General features: G+C 36.6%; 21 protein-coding genes and 2 pseudogenes. 9 read left to right on the top strand and 14 right to left on the bottom strand.

The features are described from left to right. Position 1: 1 nt before the first annotated feature. The 4 genes from H3T44_RS06335 to H3T44_RS06350 all read right to left on the bottom strand — a co-directional run bounded on the left by H3T44_RS06335 (position 2) and on the right by H3T44_RS06350 (position 4,116). Complete coding sequence (locus tag H3T44_RS06335) at positions 2 to 655, bottom strand: outer membrane lipoprotein carrier protein LolA (RefSeq protein WP_198193613.1); 654 nt, start codon at positions 653 to 655, stop codon at positions 2 to 4. A gap of 33 nt (positions 656 to 688) precedes the next feature. Further along, positions 689 to 1,852 (bottom strand): iron-containing alcohol dehydrogenase, encoded by a 1,164-nt coding sequence (locus H3T44_RS06340; RefSeq protein ID WP_155564765.1) that lies wholly within the window; start codon positions 1,850 to 1,852, stop codon positions 689 to 691. Positions 1,853 to 1,942: 90 nt separating this feature from the next. After that, positions 1,943 to 3,328, bottom strand: coding sequence for a glutamate--cysteine ligase (locus H3T44_RS06345; protein WP_198193612.1), 1,386 nt, complete (start codon positions 3,326 to 3,328; stop codon positions 1,943 to 1,945). 53 nt (positions 3,329 to 3,381) lie between these two features. Continuing rightward, positions 3,382 to 4,116, bottom strand: a complete 735-nt coding sequence (locus H3T44_RS06350; protein ID WP_155564763.1) for a 16S rRNA (uracil(1498)-N(3))-methyltransferase — start codon at positions 4,114 to 4,116, stop codon at positions 3,382 to 3,384. A gap of 133 nt (positions 4,117 to 4,249) precedes the next feature. On the opposite strand from H3T44_RS06350, the gene ubiA reads away from it, so the two are divergent. Both ubiA and H3T44_RS06360 read left to right on the top strand, forming a co-directional pair. Continuing rightward, the gene (gene ubiA / locus H3T44_RS06355; RefSeq protein ID WP_198196626.1) at positions 4,250 to 5,167 is read left to right on the top strand and encodes a 4-hydroxybenzoate octaprenyltransferase; all 918 of its coding nucleotides are present in this window, start codon (positions 4,250 to 4,252) and stop codon (positions 5,165 to 5,167) included. Then, positions 5,164 to 5,814, top strand: coding sequence for a methyltransferase (locus H3T44_RS06360; RefSeq protein ID WP_198196627.1), 651 nt, complete (start codon positions 5,164 to 5,166; stop codon positions 5,812 to 5,814). Before ubiA ends, H3T44_RS06360 begins: the two co-directional genes overlap by 4 nt. Here H3T44_RS06360 and H3T44_RS06365 read toward each other — a convergent pair. The 4 genes from H3T44_RS06365 to H3T44_RS09115 form a co-directional block, all read right to left on the bottom strand. Then, positions 5,811 to 6,344, bottom strand: a complete 534-nt coding sequence (locus tag H3T44_RS06365) for a 6-carboxytetrahydropterin synthase (protein ID WP_110439226.1) — start codon at positions 6,342 to 6,344, stop codon at positions 5,811 to 5,813. The two genes, H3T44_RS06360 and H3T44_RS06365, sit on opposite strands and share 4 nt — an antisense overlap. Further along, entirely contained in the window at positions 6,337 to 7,068 is a 732-nt protein-coding gene (queC, locus tag H3T44_RS06370) for a 7-cyano-7-deazaguanine synthase QueC (protein WP_155564759.1), read from the bottom strand. Before queC ends, H3T44_RS06365 begins: the two co-directional genes overlap by 8 nt. After that, entirely contained in the window at positions 7,068 to 7,703 is a 636-nt protein-coding gene (gene queE / locus H3T44_RS06375) for a 7-carboxy-7-deazaguanine synthase (RefSeq protein WP_122124215.1), read from the bottom strand. Before queE ends, queC begins: the two co-directional genes overlap by 1 nt. A gap of 250 nt (positions 7,704 to 7,953) precedes the next feature. Next, a complete protein-coding gene (locus tag H3T44_RS09115) occupies positions 7,954 to 8,106 on the bottom strand; it encodes a hypothetical protein (RefSeq protein ID WP_232347552.1) in 153 nt (50 codons plus the stop codon). Between H3T44_RS09115 and H3T44_RS06385 the strand changes: the two genes are divergently transcribed. The 5 genes and pseudogenes from H3T44_RS06385 (at position 8,051) to H3T44_RS09215 (ending at position 11,447) form a co-directional block, all read left to right on the top strand. After that, on the top strand, positions 8,051 to 8,830 hold the full coding sequence (locus H3T44_RS06385) for a LysR substrate-binding domain-containing protein (RefSeq protein WP_370552738.1): 780 nt from the start codon (positions 8,051 to 8,053) through the stop codon (positions 8,828 to 8,830). The genes H3T44_RS09115 and H3T44_RS06385 overlap by 56 nt on opposite strands. Positions 8,831 to 9,085: 255 nt before the next feature. After that, a complete protein-coding gene (locus H3T44_RS06390) occupies positions 9,086 to 9,640 on the top strand; it encodes an alcohol dehydrogenase catalytic domain-containing protein (RefSeq protein ID WP_198185105.1) in 555 nt (184 codons plus the stop codon). Positions 9,641 to 10,082: 442 nt separating this feature from the next. Further along, a pseudogene (locus H3T44_RS06395) lies at positions 10,083 to 10,700 on the top strand (SDR family oxidoreductase). A 153-nt stretch (positions 10,701 to 10,853) separates the two neighbouring features. After that, positions 10,854 to 11,054, top strand: a pseudogene (locus H3T44_RS09210) (SDR family NAD(P)-dependent oxidoreductase); the annotation flags it as partial. 303 nt (positions 11,055 to 11,357) lie between these two features. After that, entirely contained in the window at positions 11,358 to 11,447 is a 90-nt protein-coding gene (locus H3T44_RS09215) for a hypothetical protein (protein WP_370552734.1), read from the top strand. 52 nt (positions 11,448 to 11,499) lie between these two features. Here H3T44_RS09215 and H3T44_RS06415 read toward each other — a convergent pair whose 3' ends face one another. From H3T44_RS06415 to H3T44_RS06425, 3 genes are all read right to left on the bottom strand, one after another. Next, entirely contained in the window at positions 11,500 to 12,819 is a 1,320-nt protein-coding gene (locus tag H3T44_RS06415; protein WP_198196631.1) for an MFS transporter, read from the bottom strand. A gap of 213 nt (positions 12,820 to 13,032) precedes the next feature. Then, complete coding sequence (locus H3T44_RS06420; protein ID WP_155568676.1) at positions 13,033 to 13,305, bottom strand: hypothetical protein; 273 nt, start codon at positions 13,303 to 13,305, stop codon at positions 13,033 to 13,035. 64 nt (positions 13,306 to 13,369) lie between these two features. Then, positions 13,370 to 13,642 carry a hypothetical protein gene (locus H3T44_RS06425; RefSeq protein WP_155564751.1) on the bottom strand — a complete coding sequence of 91 codons (273 nt, stop codon included), beginning with the start codon at positions 13,640 to 13,642 and terminating at the stop codon, positions 13,370 to 13,372. Positions 13,643 to 13,867: 225 nt separating this feature from the next. Here H3T44_RS06425 and H3T44_RS06430 point away from each other — a divergent pair, with 225 nt between their 5' ends. Further along, on the top strand, positions 13,868 to 14,647 hold the full coding sequence (locus H3T44_RS06430; protein WP_198196633.1) for a hypothetical protein: 780 nt from the start codon (positions 13,868 to 13,870) through the stop codon (positions 14,645 to 14,647). A 78-nt stretch (positions 14,648 to 14,725) separates the two neighbouring features. Here the strand turns inward: H3T44_RS06430 and hemJ are convergent, their stop codons facing one another. The 3 genes from hemJ to hemE are packed head-to-tail and all read right to left on the bottom strand — an operon-like array spanning position 14,726 to position 16,991. Further along, positions 14,726 to 15,175: a protoporphyrinogen oxidase HemJ gene (gene hemJ, locus H3T44_RS06435; RefSeq protein WP_110439218.1), complete on the bottom strand. Its 450-nt coding sequence runs from the start codon at positions 15,173 to 15,175 to the stop codon at positions 14,726 to 14,728. A gap of 2 nt (positions 15,176 to 15,177) precedes the next feature. Beyond that, positions 15,178 to 15,912 (bottom strand): HAD family phosphatase, encoded by a 735-nt coding sequence (locus tag H3T44_RS06440; protein ID WP_110439217.1) that lies wholly within the window; start codon positions 15,910 to 15,912, stop codon positions 15,178 to 15,180. Between the two features lie 14 nt (positions 15,913 to 15,926). Further along, positions 15,927 to 16,991: a uroporphyrinogen decarboxylase gene (hemE, locus tag H3T44_RS06445; protein WP_198196634.1), complete on the bottom strand. Its 1,065-nt coding sequence runs from the start codon at positions 16,989 to 16,991 to the stop codon at positions 15,927 to 15,929. A 469-nt stretch (positions 16,992 to 17,460) separates the two neighbouring features. On the opposite strand from hemE, the gene H3T44_RS06450 reads away from it, so the two are divergent. Further along, the gene (locus H3T44_RS06450) at positions 17,461 to 17,901 is read left to right on the top strand and encodes a carboxymuconolactone decarboxylase family protein (RefSeq protein ID WP_155579855.1); all 441 of its coding nucleotides are present in this window, start codon (positions 17,461 to 17,463) and stop codon (positions 17,899 to 17,901) included. Positions 17,902 to 18,027: the final 126 nt, after the last annotated feature.

An 18,027-nucleotide genomic window follows, 5' to 3' on the forward strand; every position in this document is an offset into this window, starting at 1 on the left:
CCTATTCATCATCCTTAAAATGAATGTTAAATAACTCATCAGAAACAGATTTTTTAGGATGAAGGTCATACAGGTCAACTTTGGTAACCTGACCCTGCGCATCAACAACCTCCCATCCTCTTAAAACCATATAATTTTGATTGAATATCAACGTCAAGCTTCCCTCTGAAGGAGAGGCCGTCCTGACAACCGTGACCTGAATTAAACCATTTTCCTTTTCATATTTAACAATCGTGACATCTCCGGAAAAATGAAGATCCGGCTTTAATAACAGTCCTAATGGATTTTGATCAATTGGAATGGTGGTTGTTTGACCAACAGCTCCATCATGAAAAACCATTTTCCCTTCATTCGCTACCAACAATAATTGACTGGGTTTATCATATTCAAACCTAATCCGCCCTGGACGCTTGATCCAAACCTGTCCAGTGCTTCGTTGACCATTCGGGGCAATCTGCTGAAAATTGGCTTTCATTATTGTCAGATTATCAATCCAATTTTCCAACTGCTGAATATTATTTAGCTGCTTGGACGTCAGTGTCACACCCGTCATTGCATTCCCTGTCTTATCCTGAGCAAAAGCAAGATTTCTTAAACCAACCATTTCCAAAACGGTAATAAAACAGCAAATGGAAACAACTTTCAACAATCGCATGGCAAAACCCTTTTAGCAGAAATGTAATTATTGTTACAGACTTGCCTGCACAATACGATAACTTACATCAGGTGTAATATTTTTTCTTTCCCCCAATGCGGTCATATGATGTCTCTTTAATTGCTCAATTACCTTTTCCGCAGCATTATTATCAATATCATATTCGTGTAAATAGGTTTTTACACCAAAACTTTCAAAAAATTCCCTTGTTTTCCTGATTGCTTCATCAATAATCTTTTCATCACTATATCCTGTTAATCCCCATACTCTCTTACCATATTGAAGAAGTTTTTCACGTTTATCTTGACGCATTTCCTCTAATAAGGATGGAAGTACAATCGCCAAAGTCTGCCCATGATCAAGACCATACAAAATTGTCAGTTCATGTCCAATCATATGAGTGGCCCAATCTTCCGGAACCCCTGCGGCAATCAAGCCATTTAGGGCCATTGTTGCTGCCCATACAAAATTTGCGCGAGATTCATAATCCTCTGGATTATTATAGGTCTTTGGACCCTCTTCAATTAAAGTTAACAAAATCCCTTCAGCAAAACGATCTTGAATGGATCCATTAACTGGATAAGTCAAATATTGTTCTGTAGTATGGACAAAAGCATCAATAATTCCGTTTGCAACTTGCTTTTTCGGTAAACTGAATGTTTTCGTTGGATCCAGAATAGAAAATACAGGATATAAAAGCTCATTTTTAATCGGCAATTTATCTTCTGTTGTCTTCCGTGAGATAACAGCATTACTGTTCATTTCCGAACCTGTTGCCGGTAAGGTCAAAACAAATCCGAAAGGAACAATCTGCTGAATATCTTTTCCACCATCAAGTACCAATTTCCAAGGATCATCCTTGCAATGTACTGCCCCGGCGATAAATTTGGTCCCGTCCATGACAGATCCTCCGCCAACGCCCAATATAAAATCAAAATTTTCCTGACGAATTTTCTCAACAGCTTTCATGAGAGTTTCAAAAATAGGATTGGCTTCTATTCCTTCAAAAATCTCGACATGACGACCACCCAATGCCTTTTGTACCTCAGCAAGGGTTCCATTTTTGCGAACACTGCCCCCTCCTATAGTAATTAGTACTTTTGCATTTTTAGGAATTAAGCTGTTCAATTTTTCAATTGTATTTTGTCCGAAAACGATACGTGTTGGATTATAAAATTCAAAATTTTGAATCGACATGACTAAATTCCTTTTATAAAATCAATTTATTAATTTACAATATTCAACCTTAATGACTCAAAGAACAATAAAATTAATTTTTTATCTTCCCTAAATCATAGACTCTTTCATAATTCGCCTTACATCTCCCCTCCAAACCGTTTCATAACGGTGTAACCAATATTCAGACTGGGTTGGACCTCCCTCAGCAATTTCAAATAGGGGAATCAGATACTTGGTTTCATCATCACCATTCTCATCCTTAAAATTGCGATTTTTCAATCCTTGTTGAGCCAACTGAAGAAGACGCCTCATAAATTCCCTAAGGTTTTCTCTACCGATTGATGCTGACAATCCCTGTCCGATCACTTTATTTCTTAAAGCTTTATAGACAGACCATTCCTGTTCCCTGACCAGCTTTTCCACGGCCAGCAACGTTGAAGAATCATACAATAATCCCGTCCAGAAAGCCGACATTGCAATCATCATTTCCCTTGATCCTGCATCCGCACCCCGCATTTCAAGATATTGTTTCAAACGGACATCAGGAAAGGCGACTGTTATATGGTTTTTAAAATCTCCCATGGTCAGTTTCTCATGCTCCAAACCCGCAGGTGTTCTACCCTGTATCCATGCCCGAAAAGATGCCCCGGAAACATCAATCATCTTACCATGACGAATGACAAAATACATCGGCACATCCAACAGCCACTCGATATAGTGTTCGAAACCAAAATGATCGTCAAAAAAAACATCGGGCATACCTGCACGCTGATTATCCGTATCTGTCCAGATATATGCACGCATTGACTGCAACCCGCTCGGTTTTCCTTCATAAAAGGGTGAATTTGCAAATAGAGCGGTAAATATGGGCTGTAAAGCCAAAGATACACGCATTTTACGTGCCATGTCTTTTTCTGAAGAAAAATCCAGGTTGACCTGAACTGTACAAGTTCTTGTCATCATATCCAGGCCAAGTTTTCCAACCTTTGGCATATAGGCTTTCATAATTTCATATCGCTTTTTGGGCATCCAGGGCATTTGGTCACGTCGTGCAAACGGATGAAATCCCAAAGGAGAAAATCCCAATGCCAAAGAGTCAGCAGCACGATGCATATCCTGAAAATGCAAATCCATTTCTCGGCGCGTTTCATGCAAAGTTTCAACAGGCGCCCCAGATAGCTCAAATTGTCCAGCCGGTTCAAGGGAAATCGAACCCCTGTCACCATTAAATCCGATAAGGTTATTCATATCGTAAAGCGGCTGCCAGCTTTCATGCTGATCTTGAATATTTTTTAAAACATCCTCTATTCCATCCGGTTTATAAGCGGGAGGGAATAAATAATCACGATCATTCTGAGAATTAATGAATCCAAATTTTTCATGCTCAGTACCAATACGCCAATTTTGAACAGGTTTACATCCACCGGCCAAATAATCAGCCAATTGTTTTACGGAAGTTACTAGAGTCTGATCATGATCAATTAAACTGGACATATACAATCTATCTACATTTACATTTTTAAAAAAGAAGTAATTATTATACTATATTAAGCTTTTACATAAGGAAATAATTTTGCAAGTCCTGCAGCAATAGCTGTTTCCGCTTTTAAAACAAGATTTCCCAAGGATATAGGAAGTATAAATTTATAAGAAAGTAATTTTTCGATTTCACATTCATCAAACCCTCCTTCGGGACCAATAAGGAGCCCTTCGTTTCCATTATATAATGGTTGAAAAGTTGCATCAATCTTTCTTTCATTTCCACGCTCTAGCGCTATCAGCAAAGGCTTGTCCTGTGGCCAAACATCACAAATTTCGAATAGGGAACAAAGTGACCTTATTTCGGGAATGGTCAAACGGTTACTTTGTTCTGCAGCCTCTTTGGCGATAGCCAGTAACCTTTCATCTTTAATTCTTTGACTGTTTGTTCGCAATGTCTGAACAGGCTGAATAATTCTGACCCCCAATTCAGTCGCCATACGAACAGCCAAATCTGTTGCATCTCGTTTCAAGGGTGCAAAAAGCAAGGTTGGTCCATGAGCAAGAATGGGTAACCTTACCTGCTCCAACAGATGAACAACCCCTTTATTTTTGGATATATGCTCTATTTCACCAATCCACTCTCCATCTCGGTTATTAAACAAAATAACTCTGCCACCTTTTTTCAATCGTAAAACATTTCCTAGATAATGAACAATTGTAGCGGATAAATAACAAGGTTCATTTGCAACCAATGTTATAGATTGATCTAAATCAATATAGATACGCGGTACAAAAGACATTCATTCCACCATTCTGTAACAAAATATTCAAACAATCTTTTTCTAGTAAAAAAACAGTTTTATACTATAAAATCCATAAAGCTTTTACACCATCCTCGATATTCAGGCACAAATTTGCCTTTTGGAATTAACTGTGAATCAAAAATCATCATATTCTGATATCAATTTATCAAGTTGGATTAATTTTTTACCGTCTTCCTTAAAACCTTATGCCATTTTATCCAGACTGGATCGCCCGATTGGAAACTGGCTTCTCTTTATCCCGGGGTTATGGGGAATCCTATTACCCCATCAAATCAATTGGGCAATACGCTTAAAACTCATATTTCTTTTTGCGCTGGGCAGTATCATCATGCGCAGCGCCGGTTGTGTTGTAAATGATATATGGGATCGTGATTTTGACCGTCAGGTTGCCAGAACACAACAAAGGCCCCTTGCAAATAATACAATTTCCCTAAAAAGAGCAGTTTGTTTTTTACTTGTTCTCTTGGCTCTTGGTTTTCTCGTTTTATTACAGCTAAATCCGCTTTCATGGCTTTTGGGCGCTTCCTCCCTAATTCTTGTTGCTCTCTATCCTGGTGCAAAAAGAATTTTTGCTTGGCCACAACTTGTTCTGGGATTTACATTTGGATTTGGTGCCCCCCTTGGATATACCGCCGCTACAGGCTGTTTATCCTGGTCCCAATTTGCGTTATATGCCGCAACTATTTTTTGGCAAATCGGTTTTGATACTATTTACGGATATCAGGATATAGAAGATGATCAACGAATTGGTGTCAAATCAACCGCCCGATGGGCCGGGGAGGCAGGAAAGATTTTCGTGGGTACAAATTATGGCTTTTGTATCATAATGTTATTGATTGCCATGATTTTAAATCAGAATAGCTGGGTTTCTTTCTTTGCCCTTCTCTTACCCTTGAGCCATTTTATATGGCAGCTTAAAAACTTTGACTTATGCAACCCAACCTGTTGCCTAATATTGTTCAAATCCAATCGTGATGCCGGTATATTGATCGCCCTGGCTTTATTAATGGGAAATATTTTTCAATGAATCCGGCACTATTCCAAAAATTTATTTCCGATTATACCATTTTAAAAGAAGTTGATTTTGTTCCGGAAATTTCACTTTATCAAGCCAGTGATATTACACCTATTTGGCAAGCGACTGAAAACTGGCTTGCCGAGCAAAATATTGAACCGCCTTTCTGGGCTTTTGCCTGGCCTGGGGGAAAAGCACTCGCACGGTATATTATAGATCATCCTCGATTTGTTAAACAGAAAAAAGTCCTGGATTTTGCAGCAGGATGTGGAATTGCCGCCATTGCAGCGGGCAAAAACAACGCGCAATTTATTGAAGTCGCAGATATTGACCCTCTGGCACAGCAAGCGTGTGCATCAAATGCAAAGGCCAATCATATTCTTCTAGATAAAAATTCCAAAAATATTGTTGGACTACCCTGTCAATGGGATCTGATTCTTTGTGGTGACGTTTGTTATGAAGCCCCAATGACCAGGCATATCTGGCCCTGGCTAAAAAAATGTGCCGCCACCGGTACACAGGTCATTATTGCAGATCCTGGACGTAATTATTTACCCAAAGAAGAACTTTTCCCTATTCATGAATATAATATTCCGACAACAATGGAACTGGAAGATTGTACCAGTCGTCACACGATATTATATCAACTCACCCTCTAGATTTCCAAATCAGAAATTGACATATCCGGCCGTTCCCACCAATGACCTTGTCCATTTTTCGATTGGGGAACAAAATCAAAAGGATTGCCCGAAAAACTGACCGTATTTGTCGGGGTTTCCTTGATATCGATTTTAAAACAATATAAGCCGGTTTTTTCTGCATCCAAAATTGTATTGACCTTGATCATTAATAAACAAGCCATTAATTCAGTTGTTGGATCACCTGGTGTCACGACTAAATGCCTTACACGTTTTGGTTCATTTTTGATAAACCAGGGCAAAAGGGGATCATCTTCTGAAAGCTGAAAAGAATGATCTATGGAACCATCCACAAATTGATGCCATTTCTTTTTTGCATAATAGAAAGGAAGGACCATATTTGCAGAACCATCCAGTCTTTCCGCTTCATGAGCCTTTAAATAAACGCTCACCTCTTCATTATGCCCATGCGGTGTGGCACAAATATCTCCAGCCCCGTGAATCAAACGATGCCCCATAGAATAACGACGAGTAAAAACCAAATCAAACACCAAACATTTCCTTTTGCCGCAAATAGGTCTCCCATCCAGCCTGACGTAATTCGCAGGCAGGACAATGACCACAACCATATCCCCATTCATGATAATGGGTACGATCGCCCAAATAACAACTATGCGTTTCCTTATTGATTAATTCAATAAGTGAATCATTTCCCAAAGTTTCAGCCAATTTCCATTCTGCAGCCTTGTCAAGCCACATTAATGGTGTATGCAAAACAAATCGCGTATTCATTCCCAGATTAAGCGCAACCTGCAAAGCTTTTAACGTATCGTCCCGACAATCAGGATATCCTGAAAAATCTGTTTCACACATGCCACCAACCAAATGCCGCAAATTTCTTCTGTTTGCAATAATCGCGGCATAAGTTAAAAAAAGTAAATTCCTTCCAGGAACAAAGGTCGAAGGTAATCCCTGCTTATTCCATTCAATTTCGGTTTCCCGCGTTAAGGATGTATCAGAAATCGCTCCCAAATCTGATAATTTCAAAATATGATCCTCTCCAAGACGCTCTTTCCATTCCGGTTGAATATTCAAGATCTTTTCGCGAATTACCGAACGGCATTCCATTTCCACAAAATGACGTTGTCCATAATCAAATCCTAGCGTCTCGACAATTGGGAAATGTGTCAAAGCCCAGGCCAAACAGGTTGTTGAATCCTGACCTCCCGAAAATAAAACCAGGGCCCCTTCTGAAAAATCTGCTGTTTTTTTCATTATGGAATCCCTATTAATTTATGTGTTTGCAATGAAAGATACCATTTTGGATGATCTTGACAGTATTGGATTGCCTGACGCAAATGTTTATCTCTCTGCTCATCATCCCTAGGCTGCAGACGAAAACTCTTAAAAGATAATGATTCAAATTTCTGGGGATTCATCGCTTCTTGTGGATACACTAATTTCAATTCATCCCCATGCATTTGCATTAGGGCAGCACCTTGTTTGGGACTTACACAAATCCAATCCACCCCTTTTGGTACAGGCATCGTTCCATTTGTCTCAACAGCAATAAAAAAACCTTTTTTCTTCAGAACATCAATCAAGGATTTATCTAGCTGCAACAAAGGTTCCCCTCCGGTAAAAACAACAAAACGATAGGAAGTGTCCCTTTCTCCCCAATGTTTTTCAATAGCTATGGCCAACGAATTTGCATCTTCAAATCGTCCACCACCAGAACCATCCATTCCGACAAAATCTGTATCACAAAACTGACAAATCGCATTGGCACGGTCTTTTTCCTGTCCGGACCACAAGTTACAACCGGAGAAACGGCAAAAAACCGCTGTCCTGCCTGCAAAATAGCCTTCTCCCTGCAAGGTAAGAAAAATTTCTTTTACTGCATAGCTCATTATCTTAATTTCAAAACTGTTCAAACAATCAATGAAGTATTCTAGTACCATATAATTTTTTATCTTTTAAAGATAAAATTTATTACAGGTTTTCCTTGTATACAAAATTTGAAATTGTTTCGAATGGAAATTCGAATACACTATATATATGAAATAATTCTTTAATTTCTAACCAAACTTTAAAATTTATTCTTCAATTTAATATTCTTATTTTTTCAAACCTATGACAATAAAATGAAAAAAACGACACTTAATGCATTGCAATCATTTTTGGCCGTAGCACGAAATAAAGCTTTACAAAAGCTACAGCTGAATTAGGAATAACTCCATCAACTTTAAACCATATAATCAAAGATCTTGAAGAACAACTTGGTTTACGATTACTCGCCAGAACGACACGCAATGTTTCTCCAACCAAAATTGGTGAACAATTAGTAACATCGGTTGGATTTCATTTAAATCAAATAAATTTGGAACTTGAAAAGCTCAATGAATTACGTGGTAAACCAGTAGGTACTATAAGAATAACTTGTACTGATGATTCTATTGAAATGTGTCTAAGACCTCTTTTAAAAGATTTTTTTATACAATACCCTGATATTATCTTAGAATTACATATCAATTATGAATTTATAAATATTATAGAACATAAATTTGATGCCGGTATTCGTCTTGTAAATTCCATAGACAAAGATATGATTGCTGTTCGTATAGGAACCAATTGGCGCATGGCTGTAGTCGGGTCTCCTGATTATTTTCAACAAAATTCATTTCCAACAACCCCATATGAATTGATCCATCATAAATGCATCAATATTCGACATAATAATTCCGGAAACATTTATGCCTGGGAATTCAGAAAACATAATGAAAAATTCACGGTCAAAGTTAATGGGCCTCTCATTTTAAATAGCAGTTTACAAATGTTGAATAGTGCCCTTGATGGAATAGGTTTGGCCTTTATTCCCCAACCACTTGTTGCACCTTATTTACACAATGGTCAATTACAAGAGACATTGAATGATTGGTGCCCTGTTTTCCAAGGATTTCACCTATATTATCCCAATCGTAGAAATATGTCGTTAGCCTTTTCTAATTTTATTCAAGCTATTCGATATAGAGATTAAATCAATTTCTATTAACAGTTTACTTGAAAAATTTGAATCAATATTAAGACATTCATACAGGTTATCTTGAAATTCAATATTTTTATTTGTGATTTTTTCTCATAACCACATAAAACTTATTAAATCTAATCACGTTAATCTATTCCCTTTATAATTAAATCCATCCGCAATTTTTAAATCATCCATTCTATTGATTTTATTAAAAAATCTACGACACGAATTGAAAATACATTTACAAATCTAGGAATACAGATAATGAAAGCCATACAAATTCATAATTATGGTGATCCAAATGTTTTAAATTATGAAGAGATACCTATTATTCACCCCAAAGCTGGAGAGGTTCTTATCCATAATCGAGCAATTGGAGTCAATTTTGTCGATATTTATTTAAGAAAAGGGATTTTTAATACACCACTTCCATTTATTCCAGGTAAAGAGGGGGCTGGCGATATTATTGCCATTGGTGAGGGAGTAAAAGATTTTTCCGTTGGGGATCGAGTAGCTTATATCGAAACCTTGGGTGCTTATGCAGAACAAACAATTGTTCCTGTACATTTTCTTATACCCTTGCCTGATAACATCTCTTATGAAACCGCAGCCGCATCCTTACTCAAAGGATTAACAGCCCGGTTTTTAATCCGACAAACCTTTCAAGTTAAAGCCATCATTCATGGTCAAGGATGCCATGTTGTTTATGATAGTATTGGTAAAATGACCTTTCCAGGTTCACGGGATTGTTTGCGTCCTTTTGGTTTTTTTGTTAGTTTTGGCTTTTTTCAGGACTTATTCCACCTTTTGATATTCTAACTTTATTAGAAAAAGGATCGCTTTATGCAACTTGGCTTGGCTTAACAACATATCTTTCCAAACGTTCCGACGTGCTTTCCATGAGTAAAGAGTTTTTTGATATTATTTCGAATAATATTATAAAAATTCAATCACCTCTTCAGTTATCTTTGGAACACGCTACTGAAGCCCATCAGAAACTTGAATCACGCAAGCTCACAAAAGACACTGTAATGATTCCCTAAACAAAAGAATAAATAATAATTTTCATTAAATTACTACTAAAAAAGAAATTAAAAAATGACTATAAATCAAAATAAACGTTTTACTGATAAAGTTACCTTTATTACAGGTGCCACAGAAGGTATTAGTTAAGGCCACAGCCCTAGCTTTTGCAAGAGAAGGAGCAAATATAATTTTAGTGGATCTGGACGAAATTAGGTTGTAGAAAACCGTAAACCTTATTGAAAAAATTGGGCAACATGCCTTGGCTATTACTGCTGATGTAAGAAATAGCCAACAGATAAAAAATACTGTCGATCGTGCAGTTGCCACGTTTGGCCATATTGATCTAGCATTTAATAATGCTGGTGTTGAACAACCTGTTGAACCGATTGGTGAGGTTATAGAAGACAATTGGTACCATTATATTAATATAAACCTAAATGATGTTTTCTTATGTATGAAATATCTTATTCCTGTTATGCTTAGGAACGGTGGTGGATCAATCGTTAATACTTCTTCCAGTGCAGGCATTATTGGTATTAAAGGGCAAGCTGCTTATGCCGCGACTAAATTTGGTATTATGGGTCTTACCAAATGTGCCGCACTTGATTATGCAAAATCAAACATTCGGATCAATGCCATTTGTCCTGGTATTATTGACACGCCAATGATTGAGCGATTCAGTGGTGGTACGCCTGAAGGAAAAGCTCGTGTAATTGCTTAAGAACCTATTGGCCGTCTTGGTAGACCTGAGGAAATCGCTGCTGCTGTATTATGGCTTGGTTCCAAAGAAGCAACCTTTACTACTGGTTATGCCATGATTGTGGATGTTGGTCAGACTATTGGTATCAATTAAATATAATTGATTTTGTAAATCCTTATTTATAAAATCAAATAAAAAAAATTTAAAACACTATTTTATTGCCTGTAAATAAAATATCTATTTCAAAAAAAAGTAATTTTACGAAACTCAAAGGCAAAACAGCTACTATTACAGGAACAAGTAGCGGTGTCAGTAAAAAAAGAGGATATACAACAAATTCTGTCAACCACTCTCCAAAACTTTAATAAAGTTGACATTTTATTTAATGGCGCAGGAATTTTTGACATGCGACCTTTATTGGATGAATCATGGGATGTCTTTGATCAATTATTTACCGTTAATGTAAAAGAATCATTTTTTCTTATGCAAGCTGTTGCCAAACAAATGATAGAACAAAATGAAGATGGAAAAATTATTAATAAATCATCTCAGGCTGGTCGTCGAGGCCGAAGTCCTTGTTTCCCTTTATTGTGCAACCCAAGCCGCCATTATAAGCTATACTCAATCAGCCTCCATGACTTTGGCAAAATATAATATCAATGTCAATACTATTGCTCCTGATGTTATAAATATCCCTATATGGAAAAAAGTTGATGCTCTTTTTACGAAATATGAACATAGACCATCCGGAAAAAAAATCTGGTTGGTCAGGCTGTCCCCATGGGACGAATGGGATTACCAGAAGATTTTATGGGAGCAGCCGTATTTCTGGCATCTTATGACTCAAATTATATATCTGGCCAGACATTAAATATTGATAACGAGAATTATATAAATTAATTACAAAAAACTGTCAGAATAAATATTACTGACAGTTTTGTTTTATCATAATCTAATTTTCCAAAATAATCTGATCATATTCTGGTTCAATGCCATTTTCTCGAAATTTGATCCTGTCCTCTTTTGAAGGCTGTTTCACTTTAATCAATAACGTTAATAAGGCGGCAAAAACATATAGTCCCATATATATTCCGATTGCTCCCCCAATCCCCAAGAAAGGTACCGCTATAGTGGCAATAGCCGGTCCAAGAAAATTGCTCAATCCGGCTGACAAATTATATATTGAAACAGCCGCCCCTTTATGATGCGGTTCCAGAGCTGTAAAAATAGCAGTCATAGGCATAAAAGAAGCAACCGTAATTCCAAACAAAGTTGCCGGTATCATTGCCATCCAAATATTATGACCATATGTTATTGGAATGTAATAAAAACTGAAACAGGCAAAAACACCACCAATGCAACCAACCCAGCGTACTTGCCGTAACCAACCAATATAATCTGCCAAAATACCCCATAAAATATTTGTAAAAATCGTAACAAACAAAAATAGTGTCCAGATATTTTGCCATTCAGTTTTAGAAAATCCCAATCCATGATCCCGGGATGTTTTTCCAACTAAAAACCAAGGCATTACAACAGCAAATCCAAATAAAGGTGTCGTATTAATGATACGAACCAGCGCAGCCATAAATATATTCTTGTTTCTGAATAAGATGGTAATTGCCTGACCTAATTCAGCTGTTTTCTCTTTAAAAGTCAGATTGGCTTTTTCCTTGTTGGTCCTTGCATTATGCAACGTAATTAATGCAATCAGTCCACCGACAATAACCCAACCCAGAGACATCCATAAAGTATTGTATTCCCCAATCACCGGATTTATAAATCCTGGCAAAAAACCACCTATAACACCAAATCCAACAGAATATGCCGCCCAAAACCATCCCATTGCATTAGAAATTTGCAATTTATCAACATTGTAAATAACAAGCACAACAAAAGAATATAAAAACAAAGGATAACCAAGTCCTCGAATGCCATAAAAAATCACCATCATCCAATAATTGTGATAGGTGAGGCCAAATATCATGAAGAATATATGCATGGCTACCCAAATGGCAAATCCTGTAAACATCGCTTTTTGTGGAGTAATAATTTCCGCAACAACCCCAGAACACCATGCGGACAAGGCAACCATTAACCCATAGACAGTAAATACAAAACCTGATTGTGCTTCAGAAAATCCTATATCAGTTATATATTTCGATAAAAAAGCGGCCTCAAATCCATCACCGGCCATAAATATCGCGATTGCAATATATCCCCAAATCAAAGGAACCGTCATAAAACCAAATAAAGGCTTTTCTGTATTCATAAAAATAATCCTTTATCCATAAGGTTAAAGAATTATTATCTTTAATATTTATAATTATTATCAATTCAATTTATTGTTATTATATATTTACTTTCTTAATTTTCCATATATATTTGCCAATACTTTTTTATAATAATTTTAATATTTAAACGTTATATTGCTTTGCTATTTATTAGATATACAAAGCAATATAATCAAGAATTCATATGATAATCAGAATTGTATTGCGGTTATACAAGCTATCGCACCAAAAACAATACCTGGAGCGTTTGAGATTGCCACGGGCCAGTCTTTGATTTTAACAGCGTACCAAACCCATAATGCACCATTTGCAGCAGCCACAGCCGGTTGATAGGGAGGTGTAATTTGACCATGAAGATTATCAATAATCTGAAAAACATATGAAACATACATACAACATGCCGTTATGGTGGCTATCCAACCCACAATATGAATGTATTTGGGAATTTGATCTTTTTCTAACATTTTTATTCTTTACCTTAGAATTATTGCAAGTTTTCTATTACGAAAATTAGTTCGAAAAATTATTTTATTGATAAAACAATGCAGTAATCGCAGCGATAATTCCAAATAAAATTCCAGGAGCATTCGCGATCGCTACGGGCCAGTTTTTGACACGTACAGCATACCATACCCACAGTATACAGTTTAAGGCAGCCACAGCGGGCTGATAAGGCGGAGTTGGATGACCATTAAGATTATTGATAATTTGAGGAATATAAGATACATACATAAAACATGCCGTAAGAATTCCGATTGTGCTTACAATATGTAAATATGTGGGAATTCGTGTATTGGTCATTTTGCAACTTTCACAATAATAAGTTTAGAATTGTATCGTAGTATTCACCTTTATATATTTACGAAGGAAAGAAAAAACAATTAATAACATTAATTTATATTACAATAATAACTTTAATTAACAAATATTTTTTAAAATATAAAGATTAATTACTCTATATTTTTTATAATATCATTAAAATCCTGATATATTTTATTCTTTTTGTTATTTTTTAAAGGAAATTCTATGTTAAAAAAATTTTTATACATTTTTATATTTCTTATGATTATTTGCAATAGCTTCATTGCAAAAACCAATGCAAAGGATCCTTTTTTTATTCAAGAAGATCATTATGAAAACTGGTCGCTAACCAAAAATTATACTCGAACCTGGTTAACTTATACCGGACAGAATAATGATCTTGCAATAAAATTGCATCCTTACAGCTATTCATTAAGAATTTCCATTACCCTTAACAAATTACGGAGCAATCAACCCGTTATTGAACTAGATGTTGGTGATTTTACCTGTGAACTAAAGAAAGAGGAAACAGGCACTTACAAAACTGTTCTGGAACCTATTAGTACCGTTCAATTTATCAATAATCTGAAACAACAAAAAATATTCACATTAATTGTTGATGAACAAAAAAATTACACTATTCCCCTGAAGGGAATCAATAAGGCAATAAATGAAATGGAGAATTTCGCCAAAGATCATTACATTATTCTTCCCCCTCCATTTTCCTCAAAAATTGACGAATTCACGACAATGGATATACCCAATATCGTTCCTCCAGATCTATATCCCTTATTCAGACAACAGGCTGCACTGGCTAGAAAATGCAAAGAGGAAAAAAATGATAGGGAAACCTGCGAGAAAGAATATTCAACTGTTCTTGGTTTGCTAAAACAAAACAATATCTGTCAAAAAGAAAAAAATCAGTTCATGTTATCCTATAACAAATCCTCTCCAAAATCCTATCAATGGGTCAGTTGTAACGCTTCCCAGAAAGATAATGATTAAGGACTGATCCTTTATGAACAGCAATTGTTACAATTTATATTTGTAACAATTGCTGTAATTAAAAATGTTTTTAAAATATTAAAAAGGCTGCACAATAACCATGATAACAATAATAATCATTAATATTGTGGGAATCTCATTCATCCAGCGATAAAATTTTTCAGAATGATGATTGTTATTTGCAGCAAATTGCCGACGCCAACGTGAACAAAACCCGTGATATCCTGTTAAGATCAATAAAGCCACCAGCTTAACCACCCACCATTTTGCATGCCAATCAATGATCCCAGGAGTCAAGGCCAATAAAATTCCAAATAAAAAAGCCGCCATCATTGCAGGATTAATAATATAACGAAGCAATTTATACTCCATTATTTTAAATCTTTCATTTTCATCTGTTTCTTTGTTTACCTGACAATGATAGACAAATAACCGGGGCAAGTAAAACTGACCTGCCATCCAGGCAATAACTGAAATGACATGCAAAGCTTTTATCCACAGGACATAAGGCAATAGAGAGGACATCATTACTAATGTTCCCTGTTATGCTGAGATTGAACAATTTCCTTTATGATATCGATAGCTTTCTGAAGAGAATCAACACGGATGACCCCTTTATAATTTGGTGCTGCTTTATTTAAATCCCTCAATAACATACAGGCCATCCCCGCATCATAGGCAGCTTTTAAACCTGTATCAGAATCCTCGATAACCAGACATTCATCAGGGTTAACCCCCTCTTCTTCAGCAGCATACAAATAAAGGTCAGGAAAAGGCTTTGAATTTCTAACCTCATAAGCAGAATGAATACGATCCTTGGGAAACCACTTCATCAATCCGGTTTTCTCAAATTTTGTTTTCATTTCCTCCTGTGAGGAATTCGAACCGACACGATAAGGTATTTTCAAATCATGTAGGGTTTGCAGAATTGATTCAACGCCAGGAATTTTTTCCACATTGCCGAACATGCCCTCGACAACCTTTTTATGTGCTTCCTCAGCCCAGTTATCCGGTAAATTCCTTTTTGCATGCTTGGCTATCTTTTTTCCGATATCCACCATTTGCACTCCGGTAAATTCTTCACGGGCCTGTTTATCGGTTATGTTCCATCCATATTGACGAGCTTCTTTTCCCATAATTTCTGCCACAATATGCTCACTTTCAACCAGAACACCATCGCAATCAAAAATAACCAGTTTTAAAGATCCATTAGTATGAACAGCCTGCGGTGCCTGTTGAATGACCTGTTTTATTCTATCGTCCATTCCCAATCTCCCAATTATTTCAAATTATGTACAGTGTTAACCAATTCTTCGACATGTTCAATAGGGGTTGCAGGTAATATTCCATGACCTAGATTAAAAATATGCGGCCTGTTTTTCAATTCATGACATAAGCGATGAATTTCCTTCTGAAGCATGTTCCCGCCATATAACAGACACAAGGGATCAAGATTACCCTGAAATCCAACTGTGGGGGATACCTGACGGTTTAAGAAGGATATATCGTTATATTGATCCACTCCAACCATATTTAAACCTGTCCGTTCAATATAGGTTAGCAGTTGTGTCCCGGCCAACCTCGGGAAACCGATAATCGGGACCAGAGGATAGACCTGTCTGATTCTGTCAATGATTTGTCGGGTGGGATCAATGACATAACGCTGAAACAGGGTTGAAGGGAGCAGACCCGCCCAACTGTCAAAAAGCATAATGGCTTCGGCACCGGCCCTTACTTGATGACAAAGATAGGTTGCTGTTGTTTCTGCAAGAAGATCAATGATCTTATCAAACAAGTCAGGATTTTGATAAATCATTTTAAACACAGTTGAAAAATCTTTCGAGGATTTACCTTCAACCATGTAACAGGCAACTGTAAAAGGCGATCCTGTAAATCCCATCAGGGTTACCGATCCAGGTGAAGCTTTTCCAATCGATTCACCATTATTAAGCAATTTATTAAGATTTTGCAGGGTGATCAGGACCGGTTCAATTTTTTCATCAATCTGTTCCGGATGGAGTTTTTTCAGATCCTCCTCCGAATGAATAGGGTGTAAAATGGGGCCTTTTCCTTCAACAAACTGCAATTTTTGTCCCATCGCCCATGGCAGGATTAAAATATCTGAAAAAAGAATGGCGGTGTCAAAAGCAAAACGTCTTATGGGTTGCAATGTTATTTCAACGGCAAGATCAGGTGTCAGACAACGTGTAAGAAAATCTGCCTGTTCCCTTAATTTTCGAAATTCAGGTAAAAATCTTCCTGCCTGTCGCATCATCCATAAAGGGGGTGGCCATATTTTTTCCCCTTTCAGAACTTTCATCAATTTTTTTTCAGATTTTAACATTCATATTCTTTCTTTTTCGTCTTGATAAAACAGTATCAAATTTTTTTTTCTTTTTCATGTTCTTTAAAATAAAAAGAAAATTTAAATTTTTTGATGTTTGTTTATAAATCCTGTTAGTACTGTGGTACCCGTTATTTAAAAAATGTACCCCATTTTTCCAACAGAGTGTACAGATTTTAATAGGTTGAATTCATTCGATAAATTTAGGTTATCCAGATATTGTTAAACCAAACCTGTGTACAACTCACTGAAAAATAAAAAAAGGGTACAATCCCCGGTACTCAGTACCTGACTGTTTTTCTTGAAATTTAATCCCCATGTACCTCATTGTACCCCAATCATAAAATCAGATGAAAAATTGTCGGAATCGATTTGGAAAAACCGAAAATAAAATTCATTGTAAATACATCTTATAATAGGTATTCTTTATTATGGGAAACCAAAATTTATTTTAGAAAGAGAATTTGAGATGGTAGAAAAACGACTGAATTATTTTAAGGCCGCTCCTGAAATGATGAAGGCCATGTGGAATTTGGAAGAGGCTTCAAAAAAGTCAATCCTTCCCGTTTCATTGAGGGAATTGGTAAAAATAAGGGCTTCCCAGATTAATGGCTGCGCTTTCTGCATTGATATGCATACCAAGGATGCCCTGGCTGCAGGCGAGGATTTGAAACGGATCTTGACCCTCAGTGCCTGGCGGGAGACATCCTATTTCAATGAACGGGAACAGGCAGCCTTATTATGGACGGAAACACTGACGCTTGTATCGGAAAAACATGCCCCTGATGAAATTTACAGTCAGGTCAGAAAACATTTTGATGATCAGGAAATTGTCGAGTTGACGGTTACCATTAATGTTATCAATGCCTGGAACCGTTTCGCGATCGCTTTTGCGACCAAACCTGAATAATTGATGAAATCCGGGATGTTTGTTGTTGGTTCAATCAATAATTGCTGTTCGGATGATAGATATTTTCGGATTTTGTTTTGAATATCTTTCCTGAAGTGGGGATTATTCAAAGAAAGCCGGAATATT

This window comes from Commensalibacter sp. M0355, from assembly GCF_016101365.1.
GTDB lineage: Bacteria > Pseudomonadota > Alphaproteobacteria > Acetobacterales > Acetobacteraceae > Commensalibacter > Commensalibacter melissae.

What these genes read in the sequence shown, in the direction of transcription:
- H3T44_RS06335 (WP_198193613.1), bottom strand. Translation starts at nt 655, where the DNA reads ATGCGATTGTTGAAAGTTGTTTCCATTTGCTGTTTTATTACCGTTTTG.
- H3T44_RS06340 (WP_155564765.1), bottom strand. Translation starts at nt 1,852, where the DNA reads ATGTCGATTCAAAATTTTGAATTTTATAATCCAACACGTATCGTTTTC.
- H3T44_RS06345 (WP_198193612.1), bottom strand. Translation starts at nt 3,328, where the DNA reads ATGTCCAGTTTAATTGATCATGATCAGACTCTAGTAACTTCCGTAAAA.
- H3T44_RS06350 (WP_155564763.1), bottom strand. Translation starts at nt 4,116, where the DNA reads ATGTCTTTTGTACCGCGTATCTATATTGATTTAGATCAATCTATAACA.
- H3T44_RS06360 (WP_198196627.1), top strand. Translation starts at nt 5,164, where the DNA reads ATGAATCCGGCACTATTCCAAAAATTTATTTCCGATTATACCATTTTA.
- queC (WP_155564759.1), bottom strand. Translation starts at nt 7,068, where the DNA reads ATGAAAAAAACAGCAGATTTTTCAGAAGGGGCCCTGGTTTTATTTTCG.
- queE (WP_122124215.1), bottom strand. Translation starts at nt 7,703, where the DNA reads ATGAGCTATGCAGTAAAAGAAATTTTTCTTACCTTGCAGGGAGAAGGC.
- H3T44_RS06390 (WP_198185105.1), top strand. Translation starts at nt 9,086, where the DNA reads ATGAAAGCCATACAAATTCATAATTATGGTGATCCAAATGTTTTAAAT.
- H3T44_RS09215 (WP_370552734.1), top strand. Translation starts at nt 11,358, where the DNA reads ATGGGAGCAGCCGTATTTCTGGCATCTTATGACTCAAATTATATATCT.
- H3T44_RS06415 (WP_198196631.1), bottom strand. Translation starts at nt 12,819, where the DNA reads ATGAATACAGAAAAGCCTTTATTTGGTTTTATGACGGTTCCTTTGATT.
- H3T44_RS06420 (WP_155568676.1), bottom strand. Translation starts at nt 13,305, where the DNA reads ATGTTAGAAAAAGATCAAATTCCCAAATACATTCATATTGTGGGTTGG.
- H3T44_RS06425 (WP_155564751.1), bottom strand. Translation starts at nt 13,642, where the DNA reads ATGACCAATACACGAATTCCCACATATTTACATATTGTAAGCACAATC.
- H3T44_RS06430 (WP_198196633.1), top strand. Translation starts at nt 13,868, where the DNA reads ATGTTAAAAAAATTTTTATACATTTTTATATTTCTTATGATTATTTGC.
- hemJ (WP_110439218.1), bottom strand. Translation starts at nt 15,175, where the DNA reads ATGATGTCCTCTCTATTGCCTTATGTCCTGTGGATAAAAGCTTTGCAT.
- H3T44_RS06440 (WP_110439217.1), bottom strand. Translation starts at nt 15,912, where the DNA reads ATGGACGATAGAATAAAACAGGTCATTCAACAGGCACCGCAGGCTGTT.
- hemE (WP_198196634.1), bottom strand. Translation starts at nt 16,991, where the DNA reads ATGTTAAAATCTGAAAAAAAATTGATGAAAGTTCTGAAAGGGGAAAAA.
- H3T44_RS06450 (WP_155579855.1), top strand. Translation starts at nt 17,461, where the DNA reads ATGGTAGAAAAACGACTGAATTATTTTAAGGCCGCTCCTGAAATGATG.